Source organism: Pontibacter ummariensis (genome assembly GCF_900188175.1).
Taxonomy (GTDB): domain Bacteria; phylum Bacteroidota; class Bacteroidia; order Cytophagales; family Hymenobacteraceae; genus Pontibacter; species Pontibacter ummariensis.
Map to the genome: position 1 here is coordinate 19,072 of NZ_FZOQ01000002.1, position 17,532 is coordinate 36,603.

Consider the following 17,532-nt stretch of genomic DNA (forward strand, 5'->3'; position numbering starts at 1 on the left):
TAAAGACAATTTATAGTTTTGTAGCTCTCCTGTTAAACTATTTATGAGACTCAGCCTAGAACAAGGCCACTTGTGTAACTATTTAAGTTTAATCTTTAATCTATATAAATAAAAGCTAGGATGTTATAATCAAAGTCTGAATATGTTTTCATTTTCTATCCTACTATGAAGGCTCTTATATGAACAAAATTTTAAATTTTTCGAATGTATATATGGATAGTAATTCAACTTACATATTCGAAAATTTAAATGAAAAAGAGTATTTAAAAAATACTCTAAGATTATGTCAAAAAAGAATGGGAGATAATTTCAATGAATTTGATTTCTACATTTTTTCAAACCATAATAATTCTGTTCCTGCTTCAGCTTCAATCCAAAACAAGAAAAGGAAAATTTTGATTTATATATCAGATGAGGCTGCTCACTCCCCAGCTTTCTTATCTGAGAAGTACTTTGCGATATTTAAAAGCTATATAGGCTCGAAATATTCCAAGCACAACTCAAACATATTCCCTTTTCCTTTGGGGTATGTAAATTGTTTCAAAGCAAATTCTGAGATTAAGTTGGAAGACAGGCAATACGATGTATTCTTCTCTGGAAATCTAAATTATAGTAGGTGGAGATTTTATAAAGAGTGTTCTTATCTATCTCTTGTTCCAGACTTTTTATATTATAGATTAATGCTTCGTCCTACTTGGCGCAAACAATTAGTTAAACTTGTTGGCACAGATTTTACATCGACTTCTAAAAGGTGGTATGTCAAGTTCAACAAAGGTTTTAAAACAGGTCTTGATATTGAGACTTATTCATCTATTCTCTCAAGAAGTAAAATTGTGTTAAGTCCAAAAGGTTTTGAAAGTACTGAAACATTTAGACTAACAGAAGCATTAAGCTGTGGTTGTATAGTGGTCTCTGAGGGCTTACCAAATGTTCCTTTTTATCAGAAATCTCCAATAATACAGGTAGAGAACTGGAGAGAGGGTCTTGCAGTAGCTAAGGCACTTTTGAAGCAGCCTGCAAGACTAGTCCAACTACAGCAGGAATCAATAAAATGGTGGAATGATAATTTATCAGATAGTGGAGTATCAAGGTATATTGTAATGTCAATTAAGCAACTTTCTGAAAAGAATAAATTGGTTTAACTATACTTTATTAATAATTATTCGGCTTATTAGGATACTTGGCATAAATTCCGTTTATGTTGTTATAGCTTTGACTTGTTATAGTATGCTCTTTAACTCATATAAGTTTCTGTCTTTTTTCCTGTTGTTGTATTCCTTTATTTCCTGTTTCCATATAGGTTTAGGTGGTTATTACTTCTTGTTACCAGTTATACCTTTTATATGTTTTGGCGTGTAGTATTATATTTCCCAGATTTAGGGCCACTATTTAATTTGAAGTATAACGATTAACCTAGTGGAAGAATGAAAGGGAAAAGAAGGAAATTCAGCGCGGCATTCCAAACAGCAAGCTGCCTGAATGGGGCAGTTTACAAGTAGAGAATCAAATTAGAAACAACACCCTGTGGTCCTACAGAAAGTGAGTACTATAAAAAATGAAGATTAAGGATGAGAAACATTAAGGATGTAATTAAAAAAACCTTAAGGATATTTCATATAAAAAAAATAATTGGAATTAGTGTATATACAAATAGTAAGGACATAAAAATAGTCCCATTCTCGAAAAGTGAGATATTTAATATGCCAGAATATCGAGATATTTTTGGTAATACTCATGAAGGATTTAACTCATACAAAGCAAAAATACCTGACTATTATGTTTTAAAAGTAAATCTAGGGAAATGCGTTATTGGTTATGAAGAAGTATACACCAGAGATAACAAAGTATTATTAGAGCTAACTTCTCAAAAAATCAATCCATTTTTAAATTCAAGTATAAAAAGATTAAGCAATGTAGTATCAATTAATGGAAGCGTAGTTAATCTATCATTGTCGGGACTTGAAAATAATTATTATCATTTCTTAGTTGAGTTTTCTGCAAGGTTGTTTATGCTCAAAAAACTCGATATTAAACCTGACTATTACATTTACCCAATGAATACTGCCTTTCAGAAAGATTTTCTAATGTATTTTGGTATTAATAGTGACAAAGTTATTATTCTCAATGAAGGAACGACTATACAAGCAGAAACCTTGATTGCACCAGCTTTAATTAATAATTGGGAGCTCGTAAAGTTTCGGAATGTTATTCATTATCAAAAACAATATTTACCTTATTGGATTAGTAATATTTATAATGATTTAATTCTACCAAAAAAAGGGAATAAGTATATTTATATATCACGTAAGCAAGCAAAATACAGGAAAGTAATAAACGAAGAAATTGTCATTGATTATCTCAAGAGTAAAAATTTTGAAATTCACTATCTTGAAAATTATTCAGTAAATCAACAAATAGAATTATTTAATCAATGTTCGGTTTTAGTTGCACCGCATGGAGCTGGTTTGATAAATATGTGCTATTGCGCTCCAGGGATAAAAATATTAGAGTTATTCCCAAAATACTATCATGATCATGGTTTGCTTTTGCAAGCATTAATGCTTAAACATAAATATAATTATCTTATAAGTGATACTGTAATTACAGATGGAATTCCACCTCAACAAGAAGATATCATAATTGATATTAATTTATTTGCTCAGGCAGTGGAATTATTATTATCCCAATAATAAAGCCCAACAACTGCTTCAACCTATAATATTCCCCAGCTTTAGGGCCACTATTTTAATTTGAAGTATAACATTTAACTTAGTGGAAGAATGAAAGGGAAAAGAAGGAAATTCAGCGCGGCTTTTAAGGCCAAGGTAACCCTGGAGGCTTTGAAAGAGCGGGAGAGCCTCGCGGAGCTGGCCAAGCGCTTTGAGGTGCACCCGGACATGATCAGCAAGTGAAAGCAGGAGTTTTTGGAGAACTCCTCCCTTGTCTACGAGAAGGAGAAGGGGGCCTCACAAGAGCCTGACACCGAGGAGCTGTACGCCAAGATAAACAAACTGGAATTGGAGAAGGAGTTTCTAAAAAAAGCTTGGGGAGGCTCGGACTCTGACAGAGCTGAGAGGGCTGGTGGAACCGACAAGTAAGCTCAGCATACGCTATCAGTTTGATCAGTGTGGCTTGCTTGGTATTCACCGCAGCGGCCTCTACTACGCGCCCGCTCAGGAGAGCGAGGAGAACCTGGCTAACATGCCCCTGCTGGAAGAGCACTACTTGGCAAGGCCTACGCGTGGGGTGCTGCAGATGCTGGACTACCTGCGGGACGAGGGGTATCGGGTGAATCACAAGCGGGGCAGAAGGCTTCTGAGGCACATGGGCCTGGAAGCCCATCTACTCCAAAAGGAACCTGAGCCGGCTGGGCCAAGCTGTGTATACACACGCTTATCTGCTAGGGGCCTGGAGATAGGGCGCTGCAACCAGGTATGGGAAACAGACATCACCTATATCGCCATAGGGAAAGGGTTTATGTACCTGACGGCCGTCATTGATGTGTATAGCCGCTTTATTGTTGGCTGGAGCCTTTCCAACAACCGGGAGGCCGAGGTAAGCCTTGCTGTGCTGCGGGAGGCGATTGCCCGCCACGGGAAGCCGGAGATAGTGAACTCCGACCAGGGCAGCCAGTTCACTTGCAAAGAGTGGGTGGGTTACCTGAAGGGGGAAAGAATAGCGATCAGCATGGACGGCAAGGGCAGAGCGCTGGTCAATATTTACATCGAGCGACTGTGGCGGACGCTGAAGCAGGACTATGTTTACATGAACCCGGCAAAGGACGGATGGGAACTGTACCAGGAGGTGAAGAGCTTCTTTGAGTTCTACAACCATAGGGAATCGGAAGGTGTATTTCGGTAGAGGTGTACAAGCAGCAGGCTGCCTTAGTGGGGCAGTTTACAAGTAGAGAATCAGCTTAATGACTGCACAGAGTGGTCCTACAGAAAGGGAGTACTTATAATGGCCCCAATTAGGACCGAGTAGTAAAATTATTAACTTAATACCGGATATGAGCAAGAAAAACTACTTGAAATCACAATCCTTTCTGCTACATGTTTATTGCAGACAAACATAACAATATTTATTATTAAGAATAAAATATTGACTAACATCTCGAATCAAAAAGTTCCCAAAAAAAATGATTGATCTTCCCGAACCCGCAGTTACTTCTGATGTGTGGCCGTGGTCTACCGATACAGATGTGCCTACTTTTTCAGCTAATTCTGATTGGCCTAAGATCAGCATAATTACCCCATCTTACAACCAAGGGAAATACATCGAAGAAACCATCAGATCGGTATTAGCACAAAACTATCCGAATTTGGAGTACATTATTATTGATGGTGGTAGTACAGATGAGACTTTAGAGATCATAAAGAAGTATGAGCCATGGATATCTTATTGGGTAAGTGAGCCAGATAATGGTCAAAGCCATGCCATTAATAAAGGGTTAAAGAAATGCACAGGTGAGATATTCAACTGGCTGAATAGTGATGACTTTTATACCCCAGGCGCTCTATTTGAGGTTGCATCAAAATTTAAAGACAACTCTTCGCTTCATGTTGTATCGGGCTACGAAAGATATTTGAGAAATGGAAGTGGTGAAGAAGAAATATTTGCAGGTACACTTGTAGTTAAAGATATTGTAAAGACAATAGAACTAAGTCAGATTGGTCAGCCATCTACTTTTTTTAAAACGAATAAGTTTAAAGAATTAGGTCCGATACCAGAGAACCTACATTATGTGATGGATGGTGAAATGTGGGTGCGGTATCTGCTTTTAAACGGACAAGGTAAATTTTCTAAAATAGAGAAAACATTAGTGAACTTTAGGTTGCATAATGATTCTAAAACTGTAAATAATATCCATAGTTTTCACTACGAAAGGAATTGTATAATATGCGATGTACAAAGGTTTGCAAAGGTACCCCAAGCAATCATAGATCACTGGGTAACAATAACGGCTAATAAAACACCTGTTTATACCCTGAACAGGCCTTGGGAAATTAATGAGAAGTATATAACAAAGAAGCAGTTACGGACTTATTTTATAAAAAAGTATATTAACTTCCAGTTTCAGCACAACAACCTGAGAAATGTGTTTTTTGGAATAAAGCAGCTAATAAAAGACAAACAATTTAATGCTTTTATGTTAAGGAGTCTAATTAAGCTGGTAATAAAGGCAGGTTAAGAGTTATTATGATTGATTTCCTTAGACAAAACTGCTACAGTATCAATAGTTTTTAATTTCAGGTATTGAAAAAGCCTAAAGTAGTTTTTGTTGCATCAGATCCACCTATGCCCCCAACCGGCGGAGGAAACAGAACTTTCCATTTTGCCCGGGCAGTGGCAGAAGTCTCTTGCTGCCATTTATTCGTTCTGTTCCCAATAGATAAAGTAAAACTACCCGCTGTTTTATTAGATAGTTGTACTGCTGTAGTTACATCAACCAAAAGATTTACATCATCTGCCCAAAATAAGTTAGCTATACTACTTTACTACATAAGATTACTATTTTTCCCCTGGAGCTTTAGTAAAAGGCAAATTATACTTACTGCAGACTATTATGTTACAACCACAATAGCCAGCAAAAGTCCACTAAATAAGTTCTTCTACAAAATAGTAAAGCACACTTTAGCTGAATATGCCTTATTCCTTTACCGTTTAGGATATAATTTCCCTGTAAAGACATTGGAACGGTATGATCAAATTCAGGAAATAATGCCTGATATACTACGAGAATTGAAAAAGGCCGATAAATTATGGATTGATTTCAGCAGTTTATTCCCTTATTTCACTAGCATTAGGTATTTATTACCCGGAATAAGAGTAGTTTGTAATGCTCATAACATAGAATACAAGTACCTGGAAAGATTAAATGCCACTGCTAAAACTCAACTTGAGAAGCGTTGGTATCAAATGCAGGCATTGGCAATGAAGCGGATAGAGCTAGAAGGTTTTGAAAAATGCGATCTGGTAATTACCTGCTCAGAGACAGATAAGAAAGAAGTACTTCAACATTTACCTAATGTGAATGTTGAAGTACTTCCTAACGGAGTAGATGTGGAATACTTTACTCCTGCCTCCTGTCTTACACATACTCCATCTTTGCTCTTTACAGGGACAATGAGCTATAAAGCGAATAAAGATGCAGTGGCCTATTTTATAGACAGCATTTTTCCCTTGATATTAAAGCAGTTTCCTGAATGTACTTTTAAAATTGCAGGAGCAGGAGCTAAACAGGCTCTTAAAGATTTTGTAGGTATGAAAGGGGTAGAGATTATTTCTGATCCGGAAGATATGCGCCCGCTGTACAATGAAGCATGGATAGTGGTAGTGCCCTTACGCTCTGGGAGTGGAACCCGCTTAAAAATTCTGGAAGCAATGGCAATGGAGAAGCCAGTAGTGAGTACTGAAGTAGGGGCAGAAGGGCTTTTGCTTACAAACGGGTTAGAGCTGCTAATTGCGCCCAATGATATGACTTTTGCTAATGATGTAGTCACCCTAATACAGGATTATGAGTTAGCAATAAGAATTTCTAAATTAGGAAAAGAGCGAGCATCTGAAGATTATAGTTGGGAGAGGATCAGAGGTAAGTTAAAGAAAACAATTTTTTAACTTACCTCTATTAGCTTTTCAATTAATGATAACTTACAGTTGATAGGAAAAGATGTAACTAAAATTTATTTAAATGGAGTTATTCAGTAAAGAATTAATAAGAGCATTACGTTTTAGAGAAATTCTTATTTTGACATTAGGAGCTGCTCTGCAAATGTTTTTGAATAGGTTAAATCTTAGTCAAAAATATCTACCAATAAAAAATGATCTTTCTAATCTAATTCTTAAAGGTTATAAAATAGAAAGATTCAAGGAATTATATTCTATCAGCGGGGGACGAGCAAAAGGAGACTTTAAATTCTTATTAAGGCCCCTAACTAGTGATTTAAGTGTATTCTTGCAGGTAATTGAAGAAGAAGAGTATCATCCATTAATTGAGTTGGTAAAAGAGGTTAACCAAAATAACAAAGTAAATTTTATAATAGATGCAGGTTCTAATATTGGACATACATCTTTGTTCTTCATGTATTATTTTCCTGAAGCAAAAATTATATCCATTGAGCCTGATTTAGAAAATTATTTGCACCAAAAAGAGAACATTAAACAAAATCATCTATCAGAAAAGATTGAGTTAATCAATAAGGCTTTATGGAGTAACAATACAGATATACTGAATATTTCAAATGAGTTTAGAGATGGTCAGAGCTGGGCTAAAAGTGTTAAAATCGGTGAAGATATTAAAAACCGAGTATCTACTATTACTTTAAAGCAAATAATCGAAGAATTTAAGATTGGTGATTTTATTGATGTATTAAAAATTGATGTTGAAGGCTCAGAGGTTGAATTGTTTAACTGTGATGATTTTTTAGAATGTTTAAAGAAATATGTTAGATTTTTGAGTATTGAGATACATGATGAATTTGAATGTAGAGAACAGATTGACAGTGTATTAATTCGCAATGGGTTTTCTATAAATAGAGTAGGGGAAACGACGTTTTGTTACAACAAATCAATACGCTTAATAAGTAACTCATAAATGAGAGAAAGTAACGTCGGAAGGCTTTCTAGTCTAGAAATAGATGAGAGCCATAGCGAATTCTTAGCATACAAATATTTGTTAATTGATCTTAAGGAGACTTATCTTGAATGGACATTTCTGTTATTATCCCTTGTTTCAATCACGGACACTTTATTCAGGAAGCTATAGATAGTGTCGAGTTGTTAAGTGGTGTAGAATATGAAATTATCATAATTGATGATGGCTCTACTGATTCTTATACAATTCAAAAAATTGCGGAACTAAAGCAACTTAATTATAATATTATTTCTCATCCTAATAGAGGTTTAGCTTATTCAAGAAATATCGGCATTAAGAATGCAAAGGGGAAATATATACTGCCCCTTGATGCTGATAATAAGATTGATCCTGCCTATGTTTATAAATCTTTAGGGATTTTAAAAGATGGTAAAGCGGATATTGTTTATGCAAAGCCCATTTTTTTTGGTGATCTAAATAAGGCTAGACTATTTGAAGCTAGGGCGTTTTGTGGAGCAGATCTGTTTCTCGGCAATTATATAGATGCTTGTGCCATTTTTGATAAAAGAGTGTGGAGCAGTACAGGTGGGTATGATGAAAACATGCCTGTACCAGGGCACGAAGATTGGGAACTATGGCTTCATGCGCACATAAAAGAATTTAAATTTCAATTTTTAGAAGAATTTTTATACTTTTATCGTATCGTGAACGGTTCAATGATAGAATCAACAATTAATCTTTACCATAAGAACTTTGAATACATTATTAAGAAGCACGCTTCATCTTATATAGGTTGGTTTGATCATTATAAACTTATTAACGATCAATTAAAAGCCCTTGAATATGTGTTCCAAATAAATAAAACAGATAGGGATAGACCTCTGAGAGCAATAATAAAGTATTCTCGTTTATTTTTGAAAGATGTTTTCTATAAAAATAGATAATTGCAATCTTTACTGATGCTTTTCATTTCTTTGATCATAGATACTCCAAAAGTATTCACTTCTAACGTGATATATTATTAATTAGCAATACCTAACCAAGAATTATTTTACTTATGATTTCCATTATTATATGTTCAAAAGATGATTCCCTATTTGACGCATTGTGTTTGAATATTAAAGAAAAAATTGGGGTCCAACATGAAGTCATAAAAATTAGTAATTCTGCGGGAGCCTTTAGTATAAGTGAGGCGTATAATCAAGGACTTGCAAGAGCAAAGTATGAATTCTTAGTTTTTGTCCACGAAGATGTTGCTTTTCATACTCAAGATTGGGGCCAAATTTTAGTTAACACTTTTAGTACAAACTCTGATGTAGGATGTATTGGAATAGCAGGTGCACTATATAAGACAAAAGCACCTTCTGGTTGGTGGGGGGTTGAAAAGGGAGACGCGGTTATTAATTTGATTCAACACGGAAATGGGGAAAAGAGAATTGAAAGTGCAGGCTGGGGAGCGGGTGAAAGAATAAAGGAAGTAGCTGTAGTAGATGGTGTGTTTATGGCTACAAAGAAGAGCCTGGGTATTTGTTTCGACACATCTATTCCGGGCTTTCATTGTTACGATTTGAATTTATCTATTGAGGTTAAGTTGAAAGGGTTTAAAGTTATTGTGACCAAAGAAATCTTTATTGAGCATTTTTCTCCTGGTTCGTTGAATAAAGGTTGGGTAGTTGCTTCATCGGTGTTGCACAATAAATATACTAATGCCCTTCCCATTTCCGTGCTTCCAGGCTCTGATACAAGCGCAAAAATGGAATTCTTAAACCTTTATAGTTTTATTAGACTTGCAATAACCCATAAGCTAAAGCTGTTAACTTTATCATATTGGTTTAAGCTTTTCAAGAGTAAACCCTTTGCTTTTGGAACCCATTATAGCTTATTAAGAGCAATTTTCAAATAAATGCTGTATCCTTTAAGGGGCACTTCCTAGAAGATAGTCATAAATAATAAATAGTTAAAGGCTTCCAAATACAGTGTATAGAGTTTCAGTTGTTCTTCCAAACTACAATCATGCGAAGTTCCTCAGGCAACGGATTGATAGTGTACTCAACCAGTCCTTCCAGGATTTTGAATTAATCATTCTGGATGATTGCTCCTCAGACAATAGCAAAGAAATTATTGAATTATATAGAGAGCACCCTAAAGTTAGCAGTATAATTTATAATAATGAGAACAGCGGAAGCACGTTTAAGCAATGGGAGAAAGGCATAAAGGCGGCACAAGGCAAATATGTGTGGTTTGCAGAAAGCGACGATTATGCAGATCCGCAGTTCCTGGAAAAGATGGTGCCACTGCTAGAAGATAATGAGCATGTAGGGTTGGCATTTTGTAATTCTCACGTGATAGATGGAGCAGGTTATATTACTTCCAACACCAATACCTGGATTGGAGCCTATGAAATAAAACAAGAGGCCGACAAAACCACTACATTTAATGGTTTCCAATTCTGCCTAAAATATTTATTTTATACATGCAGAATCCCGAATGCCAGCGCTGCTCTTTTTAGAAGAGAACCAGTTATAAATAATATTCACTGGATAGACACATCACTAAGAAACTCTGGTGATTGGAAACTGTGGATAAACATCTGTTTGACAAGTGATATTGTCTGGCTTAATCAGGATCTCAATTTTTTCAGAATTCATGGTTCAAATGTTACCAACTCAATCGAGCTTCTGAACAAAGAAGCACATCTTATTCTGAAAGATTTAATTAAAAGGAACCATTCTCAAAAGATCTATGAGAGTTTGGTTATATGGTCTTTTAAATCAGCACCTTGGGTTAATGGATTTACAATAAATGTAGCTAATATAAAACGTTACTTTGAAAATAACAGGAGTTTGAAAAGTGGGTTTTACCTTATAACCTACTTAAACAAGCAGTTTATTATTTCGATGAAAAAAAGGATGAGTAGCTATTAAAAGCACATCTAAAACTGTTAAGGATTTTTAACTATTACTTCTGTGGCTACTATACTTACCATTATACCATACCCTTTCTACCCGCCAATTAGTGGTGGAGCCTTGCGATGTTTCCATATATTAAAAGAAATGTCGCGGCAGCATATGGTGTATGTTTTAACTTGCCAGCCTCCGGAAGAATTTAAAGCTCCTGATGGCACAAGTTTATCCCCGAAAATCAAATTTATAAATTTCGAGGAGAGAGGGCATTATAAGTCAATTTTTAACTTACTTCCATTAAAATTAGCTGATGCTATAAATCATCGAATTATTGTCAGATCATTTTCATCCACTGCCAATCAAACATTACTAAGATCATATCTTACTCTAAACAACCTTCTCAGACAGGTAAAGTTTGATATTATTTATTATGAAGGCTTGGAGGCGCTAGGTTTGTTCAGGGATATCATTCACCGCAGTTTACCTTCTGCTATACATTTATATGATGCCCATAATGTAGATTCAGTTTTGTGGATGCAGCAGGCAAAAACTCAAAGATGTCAGAAGTTAGCAGGTTACGCACAGGCAGCGCTTTCGCTGGAAAAAACACTTCATAAAAAGGTGAATGCCTACTTCTGCTGCAGTGAAGAAGACAATATACTGCTGTCAGAGCTAAATGGTAACAACTTAACAGGCACAGTTATTCCTAATGGAGTAGATATCCAGGAGAGACCTTTTGATGATAGCAAAGACAAGCATTTGAACAGAGAGCTCCTGTTTTGCGGGAGCCTGGACTATCTTCCGAACAGGGAAGGATTGCTATGGTTCTACAGAGAAGTACTGCCTCTGGTGAAAGATGCAATGCCTACAATAAAATTGAATGTTATTGGTAACCTACTGGAGACTAGTGCTTACCAGAATTTAATCGAAGATCCGGCGGTTAACTTTTTAGGGAGAGTAGAGAGCGTAGTTCCTTTTTACCAAACCGCTGGCGTTTCTATTGCGCCACTGTTAAGCGGAAGTGGTACCAGACTAAAAATTTTAGAGGCTATGAGTATGGGCAATCCGGTTGTGTCAACTACAGTTGGTGCAGAAGGTATAGCCTGTACTCATGGAGAGAATTTATTAATAGGCGACACTCCGGAAAAATTTGCAGAAAATATATTAAGCTTGTTAAGAGAGGAAATCCAATTTAATTTTATCAGGACCCAAGCCTATAACCTTGTTAAAGGCAAGTATGATTGGCAGAGGATTGGGTTTGCTTTAAGAGATACTATAAAGAATTTAACTTAACAGTTTTCTCCATAAAATTTGATGACCAACTTAAAACAACTACAAATCTGCTAATTTATAGTTGTATTTTGTTCTTTATTATTATATGAAAGACAGGCCTCTCATCAGTGTTCTAATGACAGCCTTTAACAGGGAAAAATTCATTGCTGAGGCAATTGAAAGTGTGCTGGCTTCAAATTATACGAATTGGGAATTAATAATTACAGATGACTGCTCGTCTGATAGTACCTTCAATATAGCACAGAAATATGCAAAGAAAGATAAAAGAATCCAGGTTTACAAAAATGATTCCAATTTAGGTGATTATCCAAATAGAAACAAAGCTGCAAGCTATGCAAAAGGTTTGTTGTTAATCTATGTTGATTCAGATGATCTTCTGCATTCTGATACAATAGATAAGTGTGTTGCTTTGTTCAATCAATACCCCAACGTATCCTATGGCATATTATGTCCTTATATAAAGACTAATGAAGTTCTGAATCCCAAACAAGCCATAAAGTGGCACTTCTTTCATAAGCCTCTGTTTCTAATAGGTCCGGGTGGTACAGTTATTAAGAATAGTTATTTTAGGAAGATAGGAGGATTTCCGACAAAGTATGGACCAGCTAATGACGGATACTATAATCTTAAGGCTGCATCTGGAACAGATACGGTCATCTTTCCATTTCCGCCTGTTGATTACAGGATTCATGACGGCCAGGAAATCAACAACAAGTATTCTTACCTTTATAATAGTTACCGATACCTGAGGGATGCTTTAACTGAGTTAGATCTTCCTTTAAGTGAGAGAGAAATAGTATTTTTATTAAATAAAAATAGGAGGCGGTTCCTTACTAATATTTTAAAGTTCTTTTGGAAAACTAAAGATTTGAGAATGACTAGTACAGCAGTGCGCTTGGCCCAGTTTAATATGAAAGATGCTTTATTAGCAGTTTTCCATTAGTGTGATACTATTTTATGCAGCAACCATTAGTATCCATAATTATTCCTGTCTATAACAGTGCAAAGTTTCTTGCTGCTGCTGTTTCTGCAGTTCAAAGGCAGACTTATGACAATACAGAAATAATTATTATTGATGACGCCTCTACTGATAATACCTATGAACTGGCGAAGACATATGAGTCTGAGACCTGCATTGTTCTAAGGCAAAATAAAGCTGGTGCTGCAACAGCAAGAAACTTAGGATTAAAGAATGCAACAGGTAAGTACGTTCAGTTTCTTGATGTCGATGATTTCTTATCAGAAGAAAAAATTGAGCAACAGGTTAAAGCTTTAGATAATCAAGAAAGTAAAGTAGCTGTATGTTACTACATAGAGTTTTTTAATGAGGAAGAGTTATGCTTAGGTAATACGTCAGTTGATCAATCGGACTTTATTTATTCCTCTGACTCCCCCGCTGATTTTTTAATAAATCTTTATGGAGGAAATGGAAAGCCAAATTTTATTCAGACTAACTCATGGCTTGTACCAAAAGCTTTAATTGAAAAAGTTGGCGGCTGGCGTAATTATATTTGGCTAGATGATGATGGTGAATTTTTTGCCAGGGTAGTCTTAGCTAGTTCAGGTGTTGTGTATGTACCGGGAGTATATAATTATTATCGAAGATCGACCAGTGAATCCAATCTGAGTAACAGCACCAATAAAAAGTATATTCAAAATGCATTACTATCTATTGATTTAAAATATGAGTACCTGAAGCAGAGTACCTGTGGTGGTAATATGAATAAAGCTATAGCTACTCAATATTTGCATTTTGCAGTTTATACTTATCCTAAGTATAAATTAATCTCTAGAATGGCTTATAGAAGGTATAAGTCAATTGGTGCTACGGTTGCCCCTCCAAAATTGGGGGGTAAGTGTGTTGAGTTTACTAAATATGCCTTTGGCTGGAAAATTGCCCGATTAATCAGGTACTATCTGAGAGAAAGGAGCACATGAAAAGTATACTGTTCCTTACATCCAACAACCTGGCTACAAACCCACGCTTAGTTAAAGAACTGGAGCTTGCAAGACAAAGCTATAAATGTACAGTATTCTATTTTAACCTCTCAAACTGGAGTGATGCCATAGATGCAGAGATTCGTACTTCTATGCCTGACGTTGTATTTAAAATACTACCTACTGGTAAGGAAGCCTTATTTACCTGGCTATTCAGCTCTTTGATCGAGAGATTGGCTCGACTCTTTTATCCTCCATATAAAGGCAGTTTAAGGCTGAATGCATTCGCCCACTCTAAAAGAAGCTTGCTGTTATGGCTTGCTATAAGGTGGCACCCCTATAAATATGATCTGATTATAGCTCATAACCTGGCAGCACTCTACCCCGCTTATAGTTTTTCTAAATTACATAACACGCCTTTCGCATTTGATCTTGAAGATTACCATCCAGGAGAGACGATAGGAGTAGATAGTGAAGATGAAATTAATAGAAGAAAGTACCTGATGAAAGACCTGCTCCCTGCTGCAGCCTATGTCAGTTATGCCAGCCCATTAATTGGCAAAGCTTTTCAGGATCTTCTAAAAGATAAAATAAAGCCAAAACACTTCCTGATTAATAATTCTTTTTCATCTAAGGATTTTAAAGTTACACAAGAAATTGTTTCTGAAAAGCTTTCGCTTGTGTGGTTTTCGCAGAATATTTCGTTTGGCAGAGGGCTTGAGTTAGTTGTGCCTGTACTTTATAAATACAGAGAACAAATTAGCTTAACCTTGATTGGTAGTTTAAATAATGCATTTTATAATAACTTTCTTAAAGTGTATGATAAAGTTCTTATTTATGTATTACCAATGAGACAAAAGGAACTTCACGCCATACTGCCAAGCTTTGATATAGGCTTAGCTATTGAACTTAGTGCAGCTGATTCTAACAGGGAGAAGTGCCTTACCAATAAAATATTTGCATATAGCCAGGCGGGATTGTATATTTTAGCAACGGATACAGAAGCTCAAAAACTTTTTATAGCCCAGAACCCGAAGGTCGGGGAAATAGTGGAACAAACTTCAGAAGATTTTGAGGTAGCAATTCAAGCAGCTTTAACTAATGCAGAAGAGATAAAGAAGGGTAAGATGTGTCGCCAAGAAAAGGCCCGGGAACTGGCATGGGAACAGGAGTCAGGGAAAATATTAGAAGTATGGCAGCACTTTGTCTAAGTTATTATATCTATATCTGAACAATTTTCATCTGATTCAGCATAAGAATTACCCTAACAACAATGATCACAAGAATTAAGCAAAGAGCCCAAAGATTTATTAGTGATGCTTTCTCCAGGGTACAGCAAGTTCAAAATACACAGGTGGAACAAGCAATGATTGCTAATCAATACCTCCTGATGAAAAAGTTGCTAACTCCTGAGGAAATGCCTGCATTTAAAGATGTAGGTTTTAGAGTACATTCTGAATTCGAAGAAGATGGTATATTATTGTATATATTCTCAATAATAGGAACCACGAATAAGCGTGTTGTAGAAATATGTGCTGGTGACGGTACGCAGTGTATGGCTGCAAATTTAATTATTAACCATGGGTGGGAAGGATTACTCTTCGATGGCGATAAGGGCTCAGTAGATCGGGGTGTAAATTTTTATGCCTCACATCAGTCAACATTCCTTCAGCCTCCAATATTTATCCATGCCTGGCTTACAAGGGATAATATTAACACCTTAATCTCAGAAAGTGGCTTTATAGGTGAGATTGACCTGCTTAGTTTAGACATTGACGGTAACGACTATCATATTATGGAAGTCATAAACGTAATAAAGCCACGTGTGATAGTTTGTGAAACACACAATGTTATACCTAGCGATCTAGCATTAACAATTCCATATAATGAAAGCTTTTACTATAGAGATGGAAATCAACATGAAGAATTCAGGTCTGTTTCATTATTAGCTATGAAAAATCTTTTAGCAGGTAAAGGTTATAGGCTTATTGGAGGACATAAGTATGGTTTTAATGCTTTTTTTATGCTAAACGATATAGGAGCAGAATATTTTCCTGAAGTTAGCGTAGAAGAGGTGCACAATAATTCATTCACCAGATTTCGCAGAGCAACTGCCTGGAAGGAAGTTAAAGATTTAGGGTGGCTTAGAGTCTGACAATTATATATTGATAAGTGCCTCCCTCCAGAAAAGCCGGGCCATAATAAATTAGAGGAACCGGTAAATTTGTTGCACTAAAAAGTAAATGAATTGCCCAGAAAAGATCAAAGTTCACAGAGACGCAGTTTATATTATCCCTCAAGCAGTTAGACAGGTGTTTCTGTAGTGAAGGTTGATGGACTTTGTAGCCAATCAGCTCTACAACCCTTAACTATATCGATAGTTATAAGCCGCCAATGCCCAAGCATCCTGGTTGGGGCCAGTCACTAAAGAGATAAGACGTGGTAGCAGCTTTGGAACACTTCAGGCAGGATGTCAAAAGGCTCCTCTAGTGTATGTGTACAGGGGGACAACGGTAGTAGTTTATCCCCTAAGGCGCTGGAAAAATGAGCTTATGATAACAAGTTGATGCTATACTTCTCCAGGTTCGGAAAACCCACCGATAACGCCTTTAAAGAGTCCTTCAACGGTAGCTTCCGAGATGAGTGCCTAAACGTGAACTGGTTCCAGTCACTAGACTCTTAAGGATAAACAGGAAAAGATTAAGGCCTGGAGGTAGGAGTATAACCACCTAAGGCGCCATAGTTCGTTGGATGACAGGACATCCGAGGAGTGAATGCAAAATAATGTACTAAAACCAAAACTATCTACTTTTGACCGGTCCAGAAGATAGGAGGGCTTCAGAAGAACAGCAGACAATTAAGCATGATGCTTAAAAGCGAATTACTAAAAACAAGAAGTTATCTTAGCAAAATCTAAGCCTTAGTAAATTGAACTGATGAAGCTAATTCTAATTACAATAAAACAAAAGAGCTAATCCTTTATGTTATGCTTTATAATTCCTTTGCGCTCAAAAGAAAGTTCTAAAAATTGGGAGCTAGAAGAGCAGTTGTTAGAAAGAACAATTAAGTCTCTTTTAAACCAAGAGAATCAAACCTTTAAAATAATTCTTGTTTATGCAGATAAACCAAATTTAAGCATCTCTAGTGATAAGTTACTCATGTTTGAGTTTCCTTATCCTTTTCTAGAATATAAGGATATAAATTATGATTTACCCGTAAGTAAGGAAAAACTAGATATTAAATGGGTAGTAGGTGAGATGGATAAAGGGAGGAAAATTATGTATGGCTGTAAAGAGGCAAAAAAACTAGGTTGTAACTATATTATGCAAGTTGATTCAGATGACCTAGTTCATAGAAATTTATCAAGTTTTGTGGACTCTAACGGCAATGCTAACAAACCTGGTTGGTTTATAGATAAAGGTTACATATATATTGAAGGCAAAAACTATCTTATAAAGCAAGCTTCTAAAATGAATTTAATAAATGGTTCTACCCATATTATTAGAGATAGGTTAATCATAATTCCTGACTTTTTAAGCACTAAAGCGTCTGATTTCTTTCTTTTTTGTAATCATGGGTATCTGAGAAACAAAATATTTCATGATAATAATGAGGAGTTAGAACCATTGCCTTTTTATGGTAACATCTATATTGCTAGCGGAAATAATCAATCAAACATATATGAACTGTCTCAAGCAAATAATTTAAAGAATTTTTTTAAATTAATTTTAAGGAGCAAAATTATAACAAAAAGCTTGAAGAAGACCTTCGGCTTAAACAAAATTAAGCTGTATTTCTTTTAGT

The 17,532-nt window shown here is 35.9% G+C and carries 17 protein-coding genes and 1 pseudogene; all 18 read left to right on the plus strand.

Annotated features, from left to right (window positions below):
• Nucleotides 1-179 precede the first annotated feature (179 nt).
• The 18 genes and pseudogenes from CHB92_RS02085 to CHB92_RS02160 all read left to right on the plus strand — a co-directional run bounded on the left by CHB92_RS02085 (nt 180) and on the right by CHB92_RS02160 (nt 17,531).
• Complete coding sequence (locus CHB92_RS02085; protein ID WP_144266253.1) at nt 180-1,142, plus strand: glycosyltransferase family 47 protein; 963 nt, start codon at nt 180-182, stop codon at nt 1,140-1,142.
• A gap of 426 nt (nt 1,143-1,568) precedes the next feature.
• On the plus strand, nt 1,569-2,690 hold the full coding sequence (locus CHB92_RS02090; protein WP_089317521.1) for a glycosyltransferase family 61 protein: 1,122 nt from the start codon (nt 1,569-1,571) through the stop codon (nt 2,688-2,690).
• Nucleotides 2,691-2,780: 90 nt separating this feature from the next.
• Complete coding sequence (locus tag CHB92_RS25445; RefSeq protein ID WP_144266254.1) at nt 2,781-2,912, plus strand: transposase; 132 nt, start codon at nt 2,781-2,783, stop codon at nt 2,910-2,912.
• Nucleotides 2,913-2,924: 12 nt separating this feature from the next.
• Nucleotides 2,925-3,098 carry a hypothetical protein gene (locus CHB92_RS25700; protein WP_179222933.1) on the plus strand — a complete coding sequence of 58 codons (174 nt, stop codon included), beginning with the start codon at nt 2,925-2,927 and terminating at the stop codon, nt 3,096-3,098.
• Nucleotides 3,082-3,861 (plus strand): IS3 family transposase, encoded by a 780-nt coding sequence (locus CHB92_RS02095; protein ID WP_179222934.1) that lies wholly within the window; start codon nt 3,082-3,084, stop codon nt 3,859-3,861. Before CHB92_RS25700 ends, CHB92_RS02095 begins: the two co-directional genes overlap by 17 nt.
• Nucleotides 3,862-4,138: 277 nt before the next feature.
• Nucleotides 4,139-5,191 carry a glycosyltransferase family 2 protein gene (locus tag CHB92_RS02100; protein WP_089317523.1) on the plus strand — a complete coding sequence of 351 codons (1,053 nt, stop codon included), beginning with the start codon at nt 4,139-4,141 and terminating at the stop codon, nt 5,189-5,191.
• Between the two features lie 65 nt (nt 5,192-5,256).
• A complete protein-coding gene (locus tag CHB92_RS02105) occupies nt 5,257-6,618 on the plus strand; it encodes a glycosyltransferase family 4 protein (RefSeq protein WP_144266255.1) in 1,362 nt (453 codons plus the stop codon).
• Nucleotides 6,619-6,691: 73 nt separating this feature from the next.
• Nucleotides 6,692-7,594, plus strand: coding sequence for an FkbM family methyltransferase (locus CHB92_RS02110; protein WP_089317525.1), 903 nt, complete (start codon nt 6,692-6,694; stop codon nt 7,592-7,594).
• 110 nt (nt 7,595-7,704) lie between these two features.
• Complete coding sequence (locus CHB92_RS02115; protein ID WP_089317526.1) at nt 7,705-8,538, plus strand: glycosyltransferase family 2 protein; 834 nt, start codon at nt 7,705-7,707, stop codon at nt 8,536-8,538.
• A gap of 113 nt (nt 8,539-8,651) precedes the next feature.
• Nucleotides 8,652-9,497: a glycosyltransferase gene (locus tag CHB92_RS02120; protein ID WP_089317527.1), complete on the plus strand. Its 846-nt coding sequence runs from the start codon at nt 8,652-8,654 to the stop codon at nt 9,495-9,497.
• 73 nt (nt 9,498-9,570) lie between these two features.
• Nucleotides 9,571-10,518, plus strand: coding sequence for a glycosyltransferase family 2 protein (locus tag CHB92_RS02125; protein WP_089317528.1), 948 nt, complete (start codon nt 9,571-9,573; stop codon nt 10,516-10,518).
• 42 nt (nt 10,519-10,560) lie between these two features.
• A complete protein-coding gene (locus CHB92_RS02130; RefSeq protein ID WP_179222935.1) occupies nt 10,561-11,790 on the plus strand; it encodes a glycosyltransferase family 4 protein in 1,230 nt (409 codons plus the stop codon).
• A gap of 115 nt (nt 11,791-11,905) precedes the next feature.
• A complete protein-coding gene (locus tag CHB92_RS02135; protein ID WP_179222936.1) occupies nt 11,906-12,733 on the plus strand; it encodes a glycosyltransferase family 2 protein in 828 nt (275 codons plus the stop codon).
• Nucleotides 12,734-12,747: 14 nt separating this feature from the next.
• Nucleotides 12,748-13,728 carry a glycosyltransferase family 2 protein gene (locus CHB92_RS02140; protein WP_089317531.1) on the plus strand — a complete coding sequence of 327 codons (981 nt, stop codon included), beginning with the start codon at nt 12,748-12,750 and terminating at the stop codon, nt 13,726-13,728.
• Nucleotides 13,725-14,939, plus strand: coding sequence for a glycosyltransferase family protein (locus CHB92_RS02145; protein WP_089317532.1), 1,215 nt, complete (start codon nt 13,725-13,727; stop codon nt 14,937-14,939). Before CHB92_RS02140 ends, CHB92_RS02145 begins: the two co-directional genes overlap by 4 nt.
• A gap of 62 nt (nt 14,940-15,001) precedes the next feature.
• Complete coding sequence (locus CHB92_RS02150) at nt 15,002-15,883, plus strand: class I SAM-dependent methyltransferase (protein ID WP_089317533.1); 882 nt, start codon at nt 15,002-15,004, stop codon at nt 15,881-15,883.
• Between the two features lie 393 nt (nt 15,884-16,276).
• Nucleotides 16,277-16,442, plus strand: a pseudogene (locus CHB92_RS02155) (integrase core domain-containing protein); the annotation flags it as partial.
• A 288-nt stretch (nt 16,443-16,730) separates the two neighbouring features.
• Nucleotides 16,731-17,531 (plus strand): hypothetical protein, encoded by an 801-nt coding sequence (locus tag CHB92_RS02160; RefSeq protein ID WP_106219056.1) that lies wholly within the window; start codon nt 16,731-16,733, stop codon nt 17,529-17,531.
• Nucleotide 17,532 lies beyond the last annotated feature (1 nt).